Source organism: Nonomuraea sp. NPDC047529 (assembly GCF_040642995.1).
Classification (GTDB): Bacteria; Actinomycetota; Actinomycetes; order Streptosporangiales; family Streptosporangiaceae; genus Nonomuraea.
On the sequence record NZ_JBEYTJ010000037.1, the window covers coordinates 95,053 to 113,139 of the forward strand.

General features: G+C 73.0%; 19 protein-coding genes. 14 read left to right on the forward strand and 5 right to left on the reverse strand.

What is annotated here, in order from left to right:
- Positions 1 to 238: 238 nt before the first annotated feature.
- From ABZ815_RS40835 to ABZ815_RS40845, 3 genes are read left to right on the forward strand one after another with little or no spacing between them, the layout of a single operon-like run.
- Entirely contained in the window at positions 239 to 613 is a 375-nt protein-coding gene (locus ABZ815_RS40835; protein WP_357706732.1) for a hypothetical protein, read from the forward strand.
- 40 nt (positions 614 to 653) lie between these two features.
- Positions 654 to 1,610 (forward strand): ABC transporter ATP-binding protein, encoded by a 957-nt coding sequence (locus tag ABZ815_RS40840; protein WP_357706733.1) that lies wholly within the window; start codon positions 654 to 656, stop codon positions 1,608 to 1,610.
- Positions 1,607 to 2,464 carry an ABC transporter permease gene (locus ABZ815_RS40845; protein ID WP_357706734.1) on the forward strand — a complete coding sequence of 286 codons (858 nt, stop codon included), beginning with the start codon at positions 1,607 to 1,609 and terminating at the stop codon, positions 2,462 to 2,464. The genes ABZ815_RS40840 and ABZ815_RS40845 overlap by 4 nt, the downstream gene beginning before the upstream one ends.
- Before the next feature lie 12 nt (positions 2,465 to 2,476).
- Here ABZ815_RS40845 and ABZ815_RS40850 read toward each other — a convergent pair whose 3' ends face one another.
- Entirely contained in the window at positions 2,477 to 3,664 is a 1,188-nt protein-coding gene (locus ABZ815_RS40850) for a cytochrome P450 (protein ID WP_357706735.1), read from the reverse strand.
- Positions 3,665 to 3,715: 51 nt separating this feature from the next.
- Here ABZ815_RS40850 and ABZ815_RS40855 point away from each other — a divergent pair, with 51 nt between their 5' ends.
- Genes ABZ815_RS40855 through ABZ815_RS40870 form a run of 4 tightly spaced genes read left to right on the forward strand, consistent with a single transcriptional unit; the run spans position 3,716 to position 7,305 of the window.
- On the forward strand, positions 3,716 to 4,963 hold the full coding sequence (locus tag ABZ815_RS40855) for an FAD-dependent oxidoreductase (protein WP_357706737.1): 1,248 nt from the start codon (positions 3,716 to 3,718) through the stop codon (positions 4,961 to 4,963).
- Positions 4,960 to 5,874 (forward strand): Rieske 2Fe-2S domain-containing protein, encoded by a 915-nt coding sequence (locus tag ABZ815_RS40860; protein WP_357706738.1) that lies wholly within the window; start codon positions 4,960 to 4,962, stop codon positions 5,872 to 5,874. The genes ABZ815_RS40855 and ABZ815_RS40860 overlap by 4 nt, the downstream gene beginning before the upstream one ends.
- Entirely contained in the window at positions 5,871 to 6,692 is an 822-nt protein-coding gene (locus ABZ815_RS40865) for an alpha/beta hydrolase (RefSeq protein ID WP_357706739.1), read from the forward strand. The genes ABZ815_RS40860 and ABZ815_RS40865 overlap by 4 nt, the downstream gene beginning before the upstream one ends.
- Positions 6,670 to 7,305: a VOC family protein gene (locus tag ABZ815_RS40870; protein WP_357706740.1), complete on the forward strand. Its 636-nt coding sequence runs from the start codon at positions 6,670 to 6,672 to the stop codon at positions 7,303 to 7,305. Before ABZ815_RS40865 ends, ABZ815_RS40870 begins: the two co-directional genes overlap by 23 nt.
- On the opposite strand, the gene ABZ815_RS40875 is transcribed toward ABZ815_RS40870, so the two are convergent.
- Positions 7,288 to 7,449, reverse strand: a complete 162-nt coding sequence (locus tag ABZ815_RS40875) for a hypothetical protein (protein ID WP_357706742.1) — start codon at positions 7,447 to 7,449, stop codon at positions 7,288 to 7,290. The two genes, ABZ815_RS40870 and ABZ815_RS40875, sit on opposite strands and share 18 nt — an antisense overlap.
- 163 nt (positions 7,450 to 7,612) lie before the next feature.
- On the opposite strand from ABZ815_RS40875, the gene ABZ815_RS40880 reads away from it, so the two are divergent.
- From ABZ815_RS40880 to ABZ815_RS40890, 3 genes are all read left to right on the forward strand, one after another.
- Entirely contained in the window at positions 7,613 to 8,986 is a 1,374-nt protein-coding gene (locus tag ABZ815_RS40880; protein WP_357706743.1) for an NAD(P)/FAD-dependent oxidoreductase, read from the forward strand.
- Positions 8,986 to 9,567 carry a hypothetical protein gene (locus ABZ815_RS40885; RefSeq protein WP_357706744.1) on the forward strand — a complete coding sequence of 194 codons (582 nt, stop codon included), beginning with the start codon at positions 8,986 to 8,988 and terminating at the stop codon, positions 9,565 to 9,567. The genes ABZ815_RS40880 and ABZ815_RS40885 overlap by 1 nt, the downstream gene beginning before the upstream one ends.
- A 116-nt stretch (positions 9,568 to 9,683) precedes the next feature.
- On the forward strand, positions 9,684 to 10,499 hold the full coding sequence (locus ABZ815_RS40890; RefSeq protein ID WP_357706746.1) for a hypothetical protein: 816 nt from the start codon (positions 9,684 to 9,686) through the stop codon (positions 10,497 to 10,499).
- Between the two features lie 101 nt (positions 10,500 to 10,600).
- Here the strand turns inward: ABZ815_RS40890 and ABZ815_RS40895 are convergent, their stop codons facing one another.
- Both ABZ815_RS40895 and ABZ815_RS40900 read right to left on the reverse strand, forming a co-directional pair.
- Positions 10,601 to 10,906, reverse strand: a complete 306-nt coding sequence (locus ABZ815_RS40895) for a DUF6401 family natural product biosynthesis protein (protein ID WP_357706747.1) — start codon at positions 10,904 to 10,906, stop codon at positions 10,601 to 10,603.
- 64 nt (positions 10,907 to 10,970) lie between these two features.
- Positions 10,971 to 12,131: a 4-hydroxybenzoate 3-monooxygenase gene (locus ABZ815_RS40900; RefSeq protein WP_357706749.1), complete on the reverse strand. Its 1,161-nt coding sequence runs from the start codon at positions 12,129 to 12,131 to the stop codon at positions 10,971 to 10,973.
- Between the two features lie 80 nt (positions 12,132 to 12,211).
- On the opposite strand from ABZ815_RS40900, the gene ABZ815_RS40905 reads away from it, so the two are divergent.
- The gene (locus ABZ815_RS40905) at positions 12,212 to 12,964 is read left to right on the forward strand and encodes an IclR family transcriptional regulator (protein WP_357706750.1); all 753 of its coding nucleotides are present in this window, start codon (positions 12,212 to 12,214) and stop codon (positions 12,962 to 12,964) included.
- Between the two features lie 115 nt (positions 12,965 to 13,079).
- On the opposite strand, the gene ABZ815_RS40910 is transcribed toward ABZ815_RS40905, so the two are convergent.
- Complete coding sequence (locus tag ABZ815_RS40910; RefSeq protein ID WP_357706752.1) at positions 13,080 to 14,846, reverse strand: thiamine pyrophosphate-dependent enzyme; 1,767 nt, start codon at positions 14,844 to 14,846, stop codon at positions 13,080 to 13,082.
- 87 nt (positions 14,847 to 14,933) lie between these two features.
- Between ABZ815_RS40910 and ABZ815_RS40915 the strand changes: the two genes are divergently transcribed.
- From ABZ815_RS40915 to ABZ815_RS40925, 3 genes are all read left to right on the forward strand, one after another.
- Positions 14,934 to 15,821, forward strand: coding sequence for an NAD(P)H-binding protein (locus ABZ815_RS40915; protein WP_357706754.1), 888 nt, complete (start codon positions 14,934 to 14,936; stop codon positions 15,819 to 15,821).
- A 102-nt stretch (positions 15,822 to 15,923) separates the two neighbouring features.
- Positions 15,924 to 16,550 (forward strand): cupin domain-containing protein, encoded by a 627-nt coding sequence (locus ABZ815_RS40920; RefSeq protein WP_357706755.1) that lies wholly within the window; start codon positions 15,924 to 15,926, stop codon positions 16,548 to 16,550.
- The gene (locus ABZ815_RS40925) at positions 16,547 to 17,965 is read left to right on the forward strand and encodes an FAD-binding oxidoreductase (RefSeq protein ID WP_357706756.1); all 1,419 of its coding nucleotides are present in this window, start codon (positions 16,547 to 16,549) and stop codon (positions 17,963 to 17,965) included. The genes ABZ815_RS40920 and ABZ815_RS40925 overlap by 4 nt, the downstream gene beginning before the upstream one ends.
- The last annotated feature ends 122 nt before the right edge of the window (positions 17,966 to 18,087 follow it).

Consider the following 18,087-nt stretch of genomic DNA (forward strand, 5'->3'; position numbering starts at 1 on the left):
GGTTCTCCCGATGGCTTACGCAAACGAATATTCCGATACGCATTTCCGGCCACCGAATACGTATATCGCTTCGTATTGTTCCGGTCGGCGTATTTGCAGAGTACCTTTTAAGCAGAGGGCTCTCAATACTTAATCCGGAGCCCCGGAAATTAAGTCTAGGCACCTCGAATTCGACTGTGTAAGACTCCGTTCCGAGACGGCGCACCGCGCCGAAGGGGAAAAGCTCCAGGAGGACGCAATGGCCCTGAACCCCAGAGAGCGGACCGAATTCGTCAACGCCTACACCCGAGTCCTGATCACCGCGTGGTCGAGCGAGGAATTCTCGGCGAAGCTGGACAGCAACCCGCGCGAGGCGCTGGCCGAGGCCGGCCTCGAGGTTCCCGCGGGCGCCCAGATCACCCTCGTGCGCAACGTGCCCGACGGCCACCACGACACGAACCTCGACGTGCAGGTCTCGCTGTGGGAGCGCGGTCTGGAGACGGGGACGTTCGAGTTCCACATCCCCGAGACGCCGCAGATCGACATGGCCGAGCTGAGCGAGGGCGACCTCGACTCGATCGCGGCCGGCGTCGACGTCAACTGCTGCTGCTGCCCCTGCTGCTGCTGCACCTGACGCCGGGAGCCACGCACGCCAAGAGGAGGAAGAGGAGATCATGTCCGACGACCAGGCGAACCCCATCCACGTACGGGGGCTGCGCAAGCAGTACGGTCCCGCTCTCATCCTGCAGGGTGTGGACCTGGATGTTCGTCCCGGAGAGGTGTTCGCCTTACTCGGCCCCAACGGCGCGGGCAAGACGACCACGGTCGAGATCCTCGAAGGCGTGCGCCGGCGTTCGGGCGGCGACGTGCGTGTCCTCGGCCGCGACCCGGCCGAGGACGCCCCGCAGTGGCGGGCGCGGCTCGGCATCGTGCCGCAGACGACGGGCGCCTACGCGGACCTGACCGTCCGCGAGGTCGTCGAGCACTTCGCCGCCTTCTACCCCGCGCCGCTGCCCGCGGCGCAGGTCATCGACATGGTGGGCCTCGGCGCGAAGGAGCGCAAGCAGGCCCAGACGCTCTCGGGCGGCCAGCTGCGCCGCCTGGACGTGGCCGTCGGCGTCGTCGGCGACCCCGACCTGATCTTCCTGGACGAGCCGACCACCGGGCTGGACCCGGAGGCCCGGATGGAGGCGTGGGACCTGGTCCGCTTCTTCGCCGACCAGGGCAAGACGACCGTGCTGACCACCCACTACCTCGACGAGGTGGAGGCGCTGGCGCAACGCGCGGCGGTGATCGTGGCCGGCCGGATCGTCGAGACCGGGCCGGTGAGCGAGCTGGGCGGCCGGCGTGACACGCCCGCCGCGGTGAGCTTCACCCTCACGCCCGAGCTGAGCGCGGCCGAACTGCCGGACCTGCCTCCGGGCACCGCGCTGGACCCGTCCTGCGCGCCCGGCGTGCCCGGCGGCACGCTCACGCTGCTCACCCACACGCCCACGCGGGCCCTGGCCGCGCTGCTGCCCTGGGCCGCGCGCGCGGGCGCCGACGAGCTGCCCGACCTGCGCGTCCACCGGCCGACGCTGGAGGACGTCTACCTCAAGCTGATCCGCGAGAACCAGGGGGCCCAGTCATGACCAGCTCGAACGCGATCGTGGCCGAGCAGGGCCGTCCCGTGCGCGCACGGGGCGGCGGGTCGGGGCTCTGGCGGGCGTCGGCGGCCCGTTCGTCGGTGGAGCTGAAGTCGTTCTTCCGCAACCGCCAGTCACTGTTCTTCACGCTGCTGCTGCCGATCGTGCTGCTGCTGGTGCTCGGCTCGATCTTCTCCGGCACGGTCCCCGGCACGCACACCGACTTCAAGCAGATGTTCGTGGCCGGGATCATCGCCTGCGGCATCATGAGCGTCAGCTTCAACGGCCTGGCGATCAACATCGCGATCGAGCGGGACAACGGCATGATCCGCCGCCTGGCCTCCTCGCCGATGCCGAAGACGGCGTACTTCGTCGGCAAGATCGTCCGGGTGGTGGTGACCGGCTTGCTGGAGGCGGCGATCCTGCTGGCCGTCGGCGTCGCGCTGTTCCGCCTGCCGATGCCGCCTGACGCCGCCCACTGGCTCACGTTCGCCTGGGTGCTGCTGCTCGGGGCGACGTCCTGCTCGCTGCTGGCGGTGGCCTTCAGCGCGATCATCCCGAACGCCCGCTCGGCCGCGGCGATCGTCACGCTGCCGTTCCTGGTGCTGCAGTTCATCTCCGGGGTGTTCTTCCCCTACAGCGAGCTGCCCGCCTGGATGCAGAGCCTGGCGGCGTTCTTCCCGCTGAAGTGGATGACACAGGGCCTGCGCTCGGTGTTCCTGCCGGCCGACTTCGCGGTGGTGGAGCCCGCCGGCACGTGGGAGCTGGGCAGGACGGCCGCGGTGCTGGGCGCCTGGTGCGTGGCGGCGCTGCTGCTGAGCCTGCTGACCTTCCGCTGGCGCGGCGCCAACGTCCGCTAGCCGGGGAGGGGCTCAGATGGCGAGGGTGAAGCCGGTCAGCCTCCTGGGCACCAGGCCCGGGGCCCACGCGGGCGGCTTCCCCATCCGGCGCAGCCCGGGATACCGCTCCAGCAGCCCGCTCAGCAGCAGCCCGCCGGCCTGCCTGACCAGCGGCGCGCCCAGGCAGAGGTGGGTGCCCGCGCCGAAGGCCAGATGGGGGTTGGGCGAGCGGGTGACCAGCAGCTCGTCGGGCCGGTCGAACACGGCCGGATCGCGGTTGGCCGCCCCGACCAGGGCCAGCACCCTCGCCCCCGCCGGGATCACGCCGCCGTCCAGCGGGACCGCCTCGGTGGTCACCCTGGCGGTGAACGGGATCGGCGACTCCAGCCGCAGCAGCTCGTCCACGGCCGACTCGGCCACCTCCCGGCCGCCGTTCCTGATCCGGTCGGCGGCCTCGTGGCGCGGCAGCAGCCAGTGGAGCGCGTTGCCCACCATCTCGGCCAGCGGCTTCCATCCGCCGACGACCGTGAGCGCGGCGATGCCGAGCATCTCGGCCCTGGTCAGCCGGTCGTCGGCGGCCAGCCGGCCGAAGGGCGAGCCGCCCGGCCCGTTCCCGGCGGCGGCGGTGGCGTCGGCGCGCTCGCCGAGGAAGCGGGTGAGCTCGCCCATCGCGACCCGCCCGGCCGCGGCGGCCTGGGGCCCGGCCAGCGGGTCGAGGTTGACCGACACGCGGGCGGCCAGCCCGGCGAAGACCGGCACGTCGGCGGCCGGCAGCCCGAACAGCCTGGCCAGCACGCCGGTGGCCAGCGGCTCGCCGATGTCGGCGGTGGCCTCGATCTCGTCGCGGCCGGCCAGCGCGTCGAGCACCGCGCCGATCCCGGCCTCGATGTCGCCCGCGACGCCGCGGATGGCGGCCGGGCCCATCAGCAGCGCGCCGGGCGAGCGCAGGCGCTGGTGCTCGGGGGGATCGGTGGTCAGCATCGACGGCGGCAGCTCGTCGTCCCTGACCCGTTCCCGCTGCCCGAGCGCGGCCGAGAAGCGCGGGTCGCGCAGCGCGAGCGCGCAGTCGGCGTGCGTGGTCAGCAGCCACATGCGCGAGGTGACGTCGAAGTGCACGGGGTCGTTCTCGCGCAGCCAGCGGTACGCCGGATACGGGTCGAGCCGCCCGCGAGGAGAGAACGGGTGCGCTAAGTGGCCGGGCAGCGTGCGGGGTGCCGTCATCGCGTCTCCTCATGATCAGGCCGAGGACAAACTACTACAGAGGATGTGCCGGTGGCAGAGCTTGACGTCGTCGTGATCGGCGCCGGGGTGAGCGGGCTGGCGGCGGCCGCGCGCCTGGCCGGCGCGGGCCTGGCGGTCGCGGTGCTGGAGGCCGGGGAGCGGGTGGGCGGCCGGATCCGCACCCACCGGCCGTCCCTGCTGGAGCTGGGCGCGCAGGTGATCCACGGTGACCGCAACCCGATCGCGGCGCTGCCCGGCCTGGAGGCGCCGGTGCCGGTGCCGCGGCGCGCGGCGCGGGTGCTGCTGCCCGGCGGGCCGCGTCCGCTGACCGCGCTGCGGCCCACGCCGCCGCTGCTGGAGGACCGGCTGACGTCGGGCGCGGCCCGGGAATCGCTGCGCCGCCTGGCGGGGGCGAGCCCCTGGGACGTGCCGGTCGCGGCGTGGCTCAAGGAGGAGACCGCCGACAGCCCGCAGGCGCTGGAGCCGGCCGCGGAGTGGTTCAGGCAGAACTGGGCGGCCGAGCCCGAGGCGCTGAGCGCGCCCGCGCTGGCCGCGCTGCGGCGCGCCGACCCGGCGGGACGGGGCGAGTTCGCGCTGCCCGGCGGCTTCGACCGGCTGCCCGCGCGGCTGGCCGAGGGGCTGCGGGTGCGGCTCGGCGACGCGGTCGTCCGCCTGTCCTGGACGCGCGGCCGGGTGCGGGTGCTGACCGCCGCCGGGCACGTGGAGAGCGCCGCCGCCGCCGTGGTCACCGTGCCGCCGCCGGTGGTCGCCGAGGGGCGGCTCGTGGTGGACGACCTGCCCGTGCGCAAGCAGGCGGCGGCGTACGAGCTGCGGCCCGGGGACGCCTGGTGCGGGCTGGTCGCCTATCCCGAACAGGCGCCCGAGTCCGTCGTGGTCTTCGACGCCGGGGGCCGCCTGGGGTTCGTCAGCACGACGGCCGGGCGGCCCGAGGTGCTGGTGATGGCCAAGGCCCGCGCCGCCGCGGCGGCCAGGAGCGCCTGGGCCGAGCCGGGCGGGCTGGTCGCGCTGCTGGCCGGGGCCCTGCCGTGGACGCGGGGGCTGAACCCGGCGGAGGTGGTGGTGTGCGACTGGGGCGCCGACCCGTGGACGGGCGGGGCCTACACGTACCCGGGCGTGGGGGCGCTGTGGGCGTCCCCGGCCTGGGCCGAGCCGCTGGGCGGGACGGTCTTCTTCGCCGGGGAGGCCACCGTCGGCCTGTCCGGCCCGCCCATGGCGCACATGGCGATGGCCAGCGGGGAGCGCGCGGCCACAGAGGTGATTGGGGCGCTGGAGAGATGACGGCTGGCAACGGGGAGCTCCACGGCGGGTGGTTCCTGCTCGCCCTCGACGACGAGATCGGCCCGGGGATCACGCCGCTGCGGCTGGGCGGTACGCGCCTGATGGCCGTGCGCGACGGCGAGCGGATCCGGGTGTTCGAGGCCACCTGCCCGCACCGGGGCGCCCACCTGGCCTACGGCGGCAAGCTGGACGGCGACTGCGTGATCTGCCCCTTCCACGGCAAACGCATCTCGCTGGGCGGGTCCGGCCGCCGCTGGGCGGTGGACGAGCTGCGCACGCTGCGCGCCGGGGCGGCGCTGTTCGCCCGGCTGTCCGGCGACCCCGGCGACGACCGGGGCTTCGAGCAGGCGATCAAGCAGGCGGCCGAGGACCTGGTGATCGTGGCGGCGGTGAACCAGCCGGTGACGGTCCCGGCCGAGTACGTCGTCGAGAACGCCTTCGACGCCCAGCACTTCAGCACCGTCCACCTGGTGCCCTCGGTGCGCGGCATGCGGGTCAGGATGGGCGAGCACGACGAGCTGGTGATCGAGGGCGAGTTCCGTACCAAGGCGCCGCCGTGGGAGAAGGAGCGGCGGCTCGACTTCGCCTCCCGCTTCGTGGCCCGCGCCTACAGCCCGCATCTCGTGGTGACCGAGCTGGGCACGCCGGAGGCGCCGTACACGATCGTCACCGGCGCGGTGCCGGACGGGACGGGCTGCGTGGGACGGGTGGCCATCGGTGTGCGGCCGGACCGGACGGACTCGCTGCCCGCCCTCGTGCACGGCGCCCGCTACGCCTTCGACCAGGACCGCGTCGTCTGGGACCACCTCGACACGGACGCCCCGCAGCGGCTGGACGCCGGCGACACCCCGGTCATCGCCTTCCGCCGCTTCTGTCAGGGTTTCGCCGCCGTCCCCGGAGCGTCCTCATGAGCCTGTACGTGCGCTCGACCGGCCAGGGCCGGGCCGTGTTGTGGATCCACGGCTACACGATGGACGCCTCGGTGTGGGAGCCGCTGTGGAACCTGCTGCCCGGCTGGCGGCACGTCGGCGTGGACCTGCCGGGCCACGGGCGTTCCGGGCCGCTGCGGCCGGGCACGTCGCTGCCCGCGCTGGCGGCCGAGCTGGCCGGGCTGGCCGGGGCCGAGTCGGCCGCGCTGGTGGTGGCCGAGTCGATCGGCTCGATGATCGCCCTGCAACTGGCCATCGACCATCCGCGTGACGTGCGCGGGCTGATCGTCGGCTCCCCGACCATCGCGGGCGCGCCCCCCGAGCCGGGCACCGCCGGGCGGTACCGGGCGCTGGCCGGGCTGGCTCGGATGGGCGCGGGGGGCGAGCAGCTCGCCGACCTGTGGATGTCCTCGCCGCCGGACATCTTCCGCGGCACCGAGGACCACCCCGAGCTGCGCGCCAGGCTGCGCGCGATCGTGGCCGGGCATTCGTGGCGGGAGCTGCGCGACGGCGCGATGCACGGGCTGAGCAGGCACGTCCACACGGTCGAGGACCTGCGCGGCATCCGGGCGCGCACGCTGGTCGTCGTGGGCGACCGGGACATGCCGACGTTCCGGGCCGGCGCCGCGCTGCTGGGCGGTTCGGTCCCGCTGTGCCGTACGGTCACCGTCCCCGGCGCGGGGCACCTGTGCATGATCGAACGGCCCGAGGTCGTGGCGCCGCTCATCGCCGGGCACCTGCGGCTGTCGGCCCTCGAAGCGGACGAGGAGGCCGGGCGTGCCGATTCACGAGCACTATGAGCCGGGCGAGCCGTGCTGGGTGGACTACGGGGCGCTCGACCCGGCCGGCGCGCGGGCCTTCTACGGAGAGCTGTTCGGCTGGACCTTCCGCGAGGAGGGCGGCTACTCCTTCGTCGAGCTCGGCGGCCAGGTCGTGGCCGGTTTCGGCCGGGTGCCGCCGGGCCTGCCGGCCTCCTGGAACACCTACCTGGCGGCTCCGGACGTGGACGCGGTGGCCGTAGGGGTGAAGGAGCTGGGCGGCGGCGTCGTCTTCGGCCCGATGGCGGCCGGCCAGGACGGGCGCGTGCTGTTCGCGACCGACCCGGCGGGGGCGGCGGTCGGCTTCTGGGAGGGACACCGTCCGGCCGGGATCGTGCTGGCCGGCGAGCCGGGGACGTGGTGCGGGCACGAGCTGTGGTCGGCCGGGACCGCGTTCTACCGGGGCCTGCTCGGCGCCGCGCCCGTGGCCCGCGAGGGGACGGGGGCTCGCCCGCAGTGGATGACGTTCTTCGCGACCGCGGACCACGCCGCGGCGGCGGCGACGGCGGCCCGGCTGGGCGCCACGACCGCCCCCGGGCATCCCCGGGCGACGATCGTGCGCGACCCGTGGGGGGCCCTATTCGCGCTGACGTGACCGGCCGGACAGGACGAAGAACAGGGCCACGAGGACGGCGCCGGCGATGACGACCACCGAGCCGACCGTCTTGCCGATCAGAAAGGCCACGACCACCGCGACGGCGTAGACCAGGGGAACGACCAGCCGGAGGTTCAATCCCATGCGCGCTCCTTGAAGAAAGACGGAACGGAACTCAGACGCATCATCGACCAGGCCGGGCCGGCGGTCCAGAATAACGCCGGAATATACGTATCGGCCTACGTATTGGGCCCGCTTGCCGGGCCCGCGACTGCGTAATACGCATCGATTATCGGAAGGGCTCGCGATGACCAAGGTATTAGTGATCGGCGGCGGCCCGGCGGGCTCGATCGCCGCCACGCTGCTGGCCCGCAACGGAATGGACGTGAGGCTGCTGGAACGCGAACGTTTCCCGCGTTACCACATCGGCGAGTCGGTGTCCCCGTCGTGCCGGACGATCATCGACTACGCCGGGGCGCACGACAAGGTCGAGGAACGCGGCTACCCGGTCAAGGAGGGCCTGCTGCTGCGCTGGGGCGCCGAACGCGACTGGACGGTGAACTGGGCGGCCACGTTCGGCCCCGACGTGCGCTCCTGGCAGGTCGACCGGGACGACTTCGACCAGGTGCTGCTGGACCACGCCGCCTCCCAGGGCGTCGAGGTGATCCAGCAGGCCAGGGTCCGGCGCGTGCTGTTCGAGGACGGCCGCGCGTGCGCCGCCGAGTGGGACCGCGGCGTCGAGCGCTTCGATCACCTGGTCGACGCCTCCGGACGCGCCGGGGTACTGTCGGCGCGGCACTTCCGTGACCGACGACCGCACGACGTCTTCAGGAACGTCGCGATCTGGGGCTACTACCAGGGCGGCGACCTGCTTCCGGACACGCCGGGCGGCGGCATCAACGTCATCTCCTCGCCGGAAGGGTGGTACTGGGTGATCCCGTTGCGCGGCGAGGTGTTCAGCGTCGGCTTCGTCACCCACCAGACGCGCTTCCTGGAGCGGCGTCCCCACTACGGGTCGCCGGAGGAGATGTTCCACGCGGTGGTGGCCGACTCGCCGACCGTGGCGGGGCTGGTCGGCAGGTTCACCGGGCCGGTCCGGATCGAACAGGACTTCTCGTACGTGGCCGACTCCTTCTGCGGCCCCGGCTACCACATCGCCGGGGACGCCGCCTGCTTCCTCGACCCGCTGCTGTCGACCGGCGTGCACCTGGCCATGTACAGCGCCCTGCTGGCCGCGGCCTCGATCACCGCCACCGACCGCGGCGAGGTGAGCGAGCAGGAGGCCCAGGGGTTCTACGAGTCGCTCTACCGCAACGCCTACCAGCGGCTGCTGACCATGGTCTCCTCGGTCTACCGGCAGTACCGCGGCCGGGCCAGCTACTTCTGGCTGGCCCAGCACCTGGTCAGGGGCGAGAGGTCCGACCACGCGTTCGCCGCGATCACGGCCGGGCTGTCGGACCTGACCGACGCCACCACCGCCGGCGGCACCGCGCCGATGAGCGAGCTGGTGACCGCCGCCCACGACGCGGGGCTGCGCGCCCTGCGCAACGTCACGCCCGCCGGCAGCACCATGGCCCCCATGCGCATGGACGCCAACGACCTGTACGACGCCGCCACCGGCCTCTACCTGACCGCTCACCCCCGGCTCGGCATCAGCCGCTCACTGACGAGGACGCCTTGATGAAGTCACTGGTCCGCCTGCTCCTGCCGCTCGCCCTGCTCGCGGCCCTGCTCTCCCCCGGCCCGGCGACGGCCGCCCGGACGCCCTCCCCGGCGCTCAGCGGGCAGGCATCCGTCGGGCAGGCACTCGTCGGGCAGGCGGAGGCCATGCGGCGGCTCTCGTTCATGATCGGGACCTGGGCGGGGCCGGGCTGGACCGTCACCCCTTCCGGGACGCGGCAGGAGTTCCTGCAGACCGAGCGGGTGCGCCGGCAGGCGGGCGACCTGGTGATCTCGGTCGAAGGGCAGGGCCGCGACAAGGCCGACCCGCGCACGATCGCGGACAGCGCCCTGGCCGTGATCAACTACAACGAGGCGACCGGCCAGTACCGGTGGGAGGCGTTCTCCCGCGGCTACGTCACCACGGTCGTGCCGGAGGTCGGCGACAACACCTTCCGGTGGAGCCTCCAGACGCCCGCCTACACCAGCCGCTACACGCTGACGTTCACCGCCACGACCTGGCACGAGATCGGCGAGACCACCGTGGACGGCGGGCAGACCTGGCACCAGAACTTCCAGATGGACCTGCGCCGGCTCCGCTGACGCCCGCGCACACTTGTACAAATGTAACAGTCTGCAAAAATTCGGTTGCTTTGGGTGCATAGTCCCAGTTCAGGCGGGTAGCGCGACTCCATTGGCTCCTCGTCCTGGAGGAAACCGTGGACATCAATATTGGCCAAGGCCTGACGGACGCCTGGCGACAGGTGGCGACGTTCGTGCCCAGGCTGGTCGCGTTCCTGGTGATTCTGATCATCGGGTGGATCGTGGCGAAGGCGCTGCAGAAGCTCGTGGACAAGCTCCTCGACCGCGTGGGGTTCGAGCGGGCCGTGCAGCGCAGCGGCGTGCAGCGGTGGCTCGAAAGCAGCCGGTACGACGCCAGCGGCCTGCTCGCCAAGCTCGTCTACTACGCGATCCTGCTGATCACCCTGCAGATCGCCTTCAGCGTCTTCGGGCCCAACCCGATCTCGGCGCTGCTCAACGGGGTGGTCGGCTGGCTGCCCAAGGCCGTGGTCGCCATCGTGATCATCGTGATCGCGGGCGCGATCGCCAGGGCCGTCAAGGATCTCGTCGACGGCGCGCTCGGCGGCCTGTCCTACGGGCGCTGGCTCGGCATCGCGGCGGCCGTCTTCATCTGGGCGCTGGGCATCATCGCCGCGCTCAACCAGATCGGCGTCGCCACGACCGTCACGACGCCGGTGCTCATCACCGTGCTCGCCACCATCGGCGCGATCCTGGCCATCGGGCTGGGCGGCGGGCTCGTCCGTCCGATGCAGCAGCGCTGGGAGCGCTGGATCGGCCGGATCGAGGCGGAGGCGCCGCAGGCCAGGGCGCACGCCGAGGCGTACCAGCGGGGACGTGAGGACGCCCGCACGATGGCCCGGCCCGCCGAGCCGGCCCAGACCACGCCCGGCGCACCCGGCACGACAGGCACCGCCGGCGGGGCGACCCGCGCGGACATCCCGCCCGGAACCTGAGCTCCGTGTGGCCGGGACGAGCGCCCGGTCACGCGGACCCACCAGGGCCGGCCCGCACCACCCGACCCCGCGGACCGGCCCCGCCCCCGTCTTGGGGGCGGTCAGGCGGGTTCGGCGAGGAAGCCCTGTTCGCGGGCGAGCCAGCAGACGGCCGTCAGCCGCAGCGCGGGCGCGTCGTGGTCGCCGCTGAAGATCCAGCCCAGGTGGCGCAGCTCGTCGAGGAAGCCCAGCAGGTAGTCGCCGAGGGTCTCGCGGTCGAGCGGGATCGCGTCACGCAGCAGGGCCGCGTGCTGATCCACGGCCGCGACCAGCGCCGGCTCGCTCTCCATCCTCGCGAGCTGGGCGTGGCCCAGCGTGTCCATCAACCACCGCAGGGGCGAACGCGCCCAGCCCTCCTCGAAAACCACGCGCCAACCTTAAGGCATCACCCGAGGTCAGACCGCCCGGGGGTGGTCGCACGGGCCGGACGGGTCAGTCGAAGGGCAGCCCGACGTAGTTCTCCGCCAGCGTGGTCGCCGCCGCCTCCGAGGAGGTGACGTAGTCCAGGTAGGAGGTCTGGAGCCGCCGCCCGTACGCGTCGTCCTCGTCGAAGGTGTGCAGCAGCGTCGTCATCCACCACGAGAAGTGCTGCGCCCGCCACACCCGCTTCAGGCACGCCCGCGAGTAGCCGTCCAGCAGCTCCGGCGAGCCGTGCTCGAAGAAGGCCGTCAACGCCTCGGTCAGCACCCGGACGTCGGCCACGGCCAGGTTCAGGCCCTTGGCGCCGGTCGGCGGCACGATGTGCGCGGCGTCCCCGGCCAGGTAGAGCCGCCCGTACTGCATGGGCTCGGTGACGAAGGAGCGCATCGGCGTGACGCCCTTCTCGATGATCTCGCCCGTGGTCAGCTCGAAGCCCAGGACGGTCTCCAGCCGGGCCTTCAGCTCGGCCCAGACGCGCTCGTCCGGCCACTGCGCCACGTCGGCGTCGGCCGGGACCTGCAGGTAGAAGCGGCTGACGGTGGGCGAGCGCATGCTGTGCAGGGCGAAGCCGCGCTCGGTCCTGGCGTAGATCAGCTCCTCCGACGAGGGCGCCACCTCGGCCAGGACGCCGAGCCACGCGAAGGGGTACTCCCGCTCGAACACCTCCAGGACCCCGTCCGGGACGCTGGGGCGGGAGACGCCGTGGAACCCGTCGCACCCGGCGATCACGTCGCAGTCGAGCCGCTCGCCGCCGAAGGTGAGGTACGGCTGCGACTCCGGCGAGTGCACCGCGACGTCCTCGACCTCGAACCGGACGTCGCCGCCCGCCGCCAGCCGGGCCGCGATCAGGTCCTTGACGACCTCCTGCTGGCCGTAGACGGTGATGGCCCGGCCGGGGACGAGCCTGTCGAAGGCGATGCGGTGGCCGGCGCCGCCGTACCGCAGCTCGATGCCGTGGTGGGGCAGGCCCTCGCGCAGCAGGCGCCCGCCCACGCCCGCCTCGACGAGCGTGTCCACGGTGCCCTGCTCCAGGACACCCGCGCGCACCCGTCGCTCGACGTAGGCGCGGCTGCGCTTCTCCAGCACCACCGAGGAGATGCCGCGCAGGTGGAGCAGATGAGACAGCAGCAGGCCCGCGGGGCCCGCGCCGATGATCCCGACCTGAGTTCGCATGAGGGAAGTCTGCTGCCTTCAGGCCCCGGGAGCCGAGTAGCCTCTTCCACTGAGTGGAAGAACTGTGCAGGAGTGTGGTCATGTCCGGAGGAGCCAGGCAGCCGGGGCAGACGGTGACGTCCAAGGTGCTGGCGATCCTGGGGGCGTTCGACGCGGCCCATCCGCAGCTCACGCTGACCGACCTGGCCAGGCGGAGCGGGGTGCCGCTGAGCACGGCCCACCGGCTGGTGGCCGAGCTGGAGCGGTGGCAGGCACTCAGCCGCTCTCCTGACGGGCGGCTGCGGGTGGGGCTGCGGCTGTGGGAACTCGGCCAGCTCGCCCCCGGCAGCCTCCAGGGCCGCGCGCACCCCTGGCTCCAGGAGCTGTTCGCCACCACCGGCGAGAACGTGCACCTCGCCGTCCGCGACGGCCTGGAGGTCCTGTACGTCGACAAGGTGTACGGCAGGCGGGCCGTGCCCATCGTCTCGCGCACCGGCGGGCGGCTGCCGATGCACCCGACGGGCGTGGGCAAGGCGCTGTTGGCCTTCGAGCCGGAGTGGTTCGTGCAGGCGTACCTGGCCCGTGCCCTCGAACGGCCCACGCCGCACACCGTCACCGAGCCCGGCCGGCTGGCCAGGGAGCTGGCGGCGGTGCGGGCGCAGGGCTACGCGCTGACGCACGAGGAGATGACGCTCGGCTCGTGCTCGGCGGCGGCGCCGGTCGTGGTGGACGGGCGGGCGGTGGCCGCCGTGGGGATCGTGCTCGCCTCGCGGCGCTCCCGCGAGCTGCCCCGGCTGGTGGACCCCCTCCTGGAGACCGCCGCCCGGATCGCCCACGCCCACCAGACCCCCTGACCGGCCGGCCCGCCCGGGTCGCCCCACCCCTGACCGGCCGGATCCGAACGCGAGCGGCCTCTCAAGGCAGGGGTCCCAGGTGTCCCGAGGTGGGGCGGTGTCCGGAGGTGGGGGATCAGTCGGTGAATCTCTGGATGCGGTCCTTGAACAGGGTGGTCGCGATGGCCGCCTTGTGCGGCTGGCCCTTCAGGAACGCCTGGGCGAAGCTCTTGGCCTGGTCGTAGGAGACCTTGCCGGGCATGGGCGGCTCGTTCGGATTGACGTCCACGTCCACCAGGGCCGGGCCGTCGTGGGCGAGCGCCTGCCTGATCGCCGCGGCCACGTCCCCGGACTTGGTGACCTTGGCGCCGAACCCGCCGCACGCCCTGGCCCACACCGAGTAGTCGGCCTCGGGCTGGGCGAAGCGCACGCCGTGCTCGGGGTAGCCGAGGACCATCTGCTCCCACAGGATCTGGCCGAGGGAGTTGTTGTTGTTGATGACGACCTTGACCGGCAGCCGGTGCTGGGCGGCGGTCAGGAACTCGGCCATCAGCATCGCGAACCCGCCGTCGCCGACGTAGGCGATGACCTGGCGGCCGGGGAAGGCGTGCTGCATGGCGATGGCGTACGGCAGGCCCGGGGCCATCGTGGCCAGCGTGCCCGACAGGTAGAACTCGCGCCCGCCGCGGATCGTCCAGTGGCGGGCGGCCCAGGTGGCGATCGTGCCGCTGTCGCAGGTGAGGATGGCGTCGTCGGAGGCCAGGTCGTCCAGGACGGCCATGGCGTACTGGGGGGCGATCGGGTCCCTGTCGGGGTTCTCCAGGGCGTCCATGTCGGAGCGCCACTTGGCCATGAGCTTCTGGTACTTCGCCAGGTGGCCGTTGCCGTTCCCCCGGTTGAGCAGCGGCAGCAGCTCCCGCAGTCCCTCCTTGGCGTCGCACACCACGGGCACGTCGGTCGGCACCCGCGCCCCCGCCCTGGTCGGCTCGGCCTCGAACTGCACCACCCGCGCCTTGCCCGGCTCGGGCAGGAACTTCGAGTACGGGAAGTTCGTGCCGATCATGAACAGCACGTCGGCCTCGTCCATCAGCTCCTCGCTCGGCCTCGTGCCGAGCAGCCCGATCCCGCCCGTCGTGTACGGCGAGTCGTCCGGGACGACCGCCTTGCCGGGCAGCGTCTTGACCACCGGCGCGCCCAGCGCCTCGGCCACGGCCAGCACCTCGTCCCGGGCGTGCAGCGCGCCCTGCCCGGCCAGGATGGCGGGCCGTTCGGCGGCGTTGAGCACCTCGGCGGCCCGAGCCAGGTCCTCCTGGCGCGGCAGCCCCGAGGGCCGCAGGTAGATCGGCGCGGTCTCCGGCGCCCGCACCGGCGCGACCGTCCGGTACGGGTCCTCCCCCGCGTCGGCCACCTGGATGTCGTTGGGCAGCGTGAGATGGGCGACGCCGCGCCGCGCGTAGGCCGTCCGGACGGCCAGGTCCACCAGCGAGGGCAGCTGGGCCGGGTTGGTGATCATCATGTTGTACTCGGCCACGTCGGCGAACAGCTTGTCGAGGTGGACCTCCTGCTGGTAGCCGGTGCCGAGCACGGCGGTCTCCTGCATGCCGGTGATGGCCAGCACGGGGACGTGGTCAAGCTTGGCGTCGTAGAGACCGTTGAGCAGGTGGATGCCGCCGGGGCCGGAGGTGGCCAGGCACACGCCGATCCGTCCCGTGGCCTTGGCGTAGCCGGTGGCCATGAAGGCGGCGGCCTCCTCGTGGTGCACCAGCACGAACCGCACCCGGTCACGATGACGGCGCAGCCCCTCCATGATGCCGTTGATACCGTCGCCCGGCAGGCCGAAGACGGTGTCCACGCCCCACTCGGCGAGCCGTTCGATCAGGGATTCGGATGCGATACGAGCCATATTGGCGGCTCTACCCCGCACCGCCGTCCACAGACCTCGTCACGAAAATCATTGTCATCTCTGGGGATTCGCGGGTATGGACCCGGCATGCGCATTCTGGTCACAGGAGCCACCGGCACCCTCGGCAGGGCACTGGTGCCCGTCCTGCTCAAGGCGGGTCATCGGGTACGGGCGCTCAGCCGTACCCGGCACGAGAGCCGCGGGGGCGTGGAGTGGGCTTGGGGCGATCTGGCCTCGGGCAAGGGCGTCGCGGAGGCCGTACGGCAGATCGAGGCCGTCGCGCACCTGGCCACCGGCGGCCGGCAGGGAGGCGCCCAGGTGGACCTGGCCGGCACCCGCACGCTGACCGCGGCGGCCCGCTCGGCCGGAGCCTCGCACCTGCTGCTGCCCTCGGTCGCCGGCGCGGACCGCGCGCCCGGCCACCGGCACAAGCTGGAGGCCGAACGGCTGGTCAAGGAGAGCGGCATGGCCTGGACGGTCGTCCGCGCCACCCCGTTCCACCAGTCGGTCGACCGGCTGCTGCGCGACCTGTCCACGCTGCCCGTGCTGCCCATGGACCGCTCGCTGCTCTGGCAGCCGGTGCACGTGAACGACGTCGCCGCCCGCCTGGCCGCGCTGCTGGCCGGCGGCCCCGCCTGCGCGGTCCTGGAGTACGGCGGCCCGCAGGTCCTCGGCACCGAGGAGCTGGCCAGGACCTGGCTCGACGCCCGTCACCTGCGCCGCCTGTGCCTGCCGGTGCGCATCCCGGGCAAGCTGGCCGCCGCGCAGCGCGCGGGCGCGTTCACCACCGAGGCCGATCCCAAGGGCCGGATCACCTGGCACGACTACCTGTTCCCGCCGCCGCCCACGCCCTCGGACGACTTCGCCGAGGAGCACACCGCCTCGCCGACCAGCCCGGCCACCCAGCCCGAACACGACCCGTCCCGGCACGTCTACGGCGGCGACGAGGGCTACCAGCGGCCGACCCGCGGCTGAGACCGGTTACCGATTCGTTAGGCACCCCCCTCTTGCTGGGCTTTCTCCGCCGTCGGTACGGTCACTGAACAACTTGTTCAGCCTGACCGATCGAGGGGTTCGATGACGGACCTGGGCACCCGCATCCGGGCCTACCGCGGCATGCGCGGCATGACCGTGCGCGCGCTGGCCGGCGAGGCCAAGGCGAGCCCGAGCTTCATCAGCCAGCTCGAACGCGGCCAGACCAGCGCGAGCATCGGCATGCTGCGCAGGATCGCCTCGGCGCTCGGCATCACCGTGGCCGACCTGTTCAACGAGGACGACGAGCCCGCCCACCGCGTGGTGCGCCGCGCCGAGCGTCCCGAGCTGGCCACCGGGCCGGGCACCCGCAAGTTCCTGATCTCCCAGCGCCCGCTGCGCACCCTGGAGATGTACGCCGGGGAGTTCGAGCCGGGCGCCTCCACCGGCGACGAGCCGTACACGCACGGCGACTCGCAGGAGATCTTCCTCGTGCTGCGCGGCAACCTCACGCTCTGGCTGGGCCCCGCCGGGTCCGCCGCCGCGCACCCGATGGGGCCCGGCGACAGCGTGGAGTACCGCACGTCGGTCCCGCACCGGGTGGTCAACGACGGCGACGAGACCGCCGAGGTGCTCTGGGTGATCAGCCCGCCCACCCCGTCCGCCGGGGACAAAGCGGACGGGGAAACAGCGGAGGGGCAAGCAGCAGCCGTGGAGGCAGAACAGTCATGACAGGCATCCCGCTCACCGACGACTTCGCCAACGGGGGCGTCTCGTTCTGGTACCGGCAGATCGGCCTGCCCGCCAGGCGGCCGTCGCTGCCCGGCTCCCGCGAGTACGACGTGGCGATCGTCGGCGGCGGCTACACCGGTCTGTGGACGGCGTACTACCTGAAGAAGGCCCAGCCCGACCTGCGGATCGCGATCCTGGAGAAGGAGTTCGCCGGGTTCGGGGCGTCCGGGCGCAACGGCGGCTGGCTGTCGGCCGAGTTCGCCGGCTCACGCGAGCGGCACGCCGAGGCGCGCGGCCGGCAGGCCATGATCGACCTCCAGCACGCCATGTTCCGCGCGGTGGACGAGGTCATCGACGTCACCCGCGCCGAGGGCATCGACGCCGACGTACACAAGGGCGGTCTCGTGCACGTGGCCACCAACCCGGCCCAGCGGCGACGGCTCCGCGAGGAGGTCGCCGACCTGCGCTCCTGGGGGTACGGCGAGGACGACATGCGCCTGATGGACCGCGACGAGCAGCGCGAACGCCTCCAGGTGGCGGGCACGCTGGAGGCCGCGTACTCGCCGCACTGCGCCCGCGTGCAGCCGGCCAAGCTCGCCGTCGGGCTGGCCACGGCCGTCGCGGCGCTGGGCGTGGACGTCTTCGAGGGCACGACGGTGACCGAGATCCGGCCGCGCGTGGGCGGCGGCAAGGCGACCGCGCACACGCCGCTCGGCATCGTCTCGGCCGACTACGTCATCCGCGCCACCGAGGGCTTCACCGCGTCCCTGGCCGGGCAGCACCGGCAGTGGCTGCCGATGAACAGCTCCATGATCGTCACTGAGCCGCTGCCCGCCGAGGTGTGGAAGCACATCGGCTGGGCCGGGCACGAGCTGCTCGGCGACCAGGCCCACGCCTACGTCTACGCCCAGCGCACGGCCGACGACCGGATCGCGATCGGCGGGCGGGGGGTACCGTACCGGTTCGGGTCGCGTACCGACCGCCGGGGGGCCACCCAGGCGCGGACGGCGGCGCTGCTGTGGCGGATGCTGGTGAAGCTCTTCCCCGCGGCGGCCGACGCGCGGGTGCAGCACTCGTGGTGCGGGGTGCTCGGCGTGCCGCGCGACTGGTGCTCGACCGTGCACCTCGACCACGCGAGCGGGCTCGGCTGGGCCGGCGGGTACGTCGGCAGCGGCGTGACCACCACGAACCTGGCCGGGCGCACGCTACGCGACCTGGTGCTGCGGCGGGACACCGAGCTGACGGCGCTGCCATGGGTGGGCCGGCAGGTGCGGCAGTGGGAGCCGGAGCCGCTGCGGTGGGCGGGCGTGCAGCTCATCTACACGCTGTTCCGGGCCGCCGACCGCCACGAGAACGACCGCGGCACCGGCACGTCGCTGTACGCCCGCCTCGGCAACCTCGTCTCCGGCCGCTGACCCGCCCTCCCCGTCTCCGGCCGCTGACCCGCCCCCGGCATCCCGCAGCTCACGCCCTCGCGGTGGCTCGGCGCCGACGGCACCGTGACGATTCCCGGCCCGGGCATCTCCTACGGCCGCGA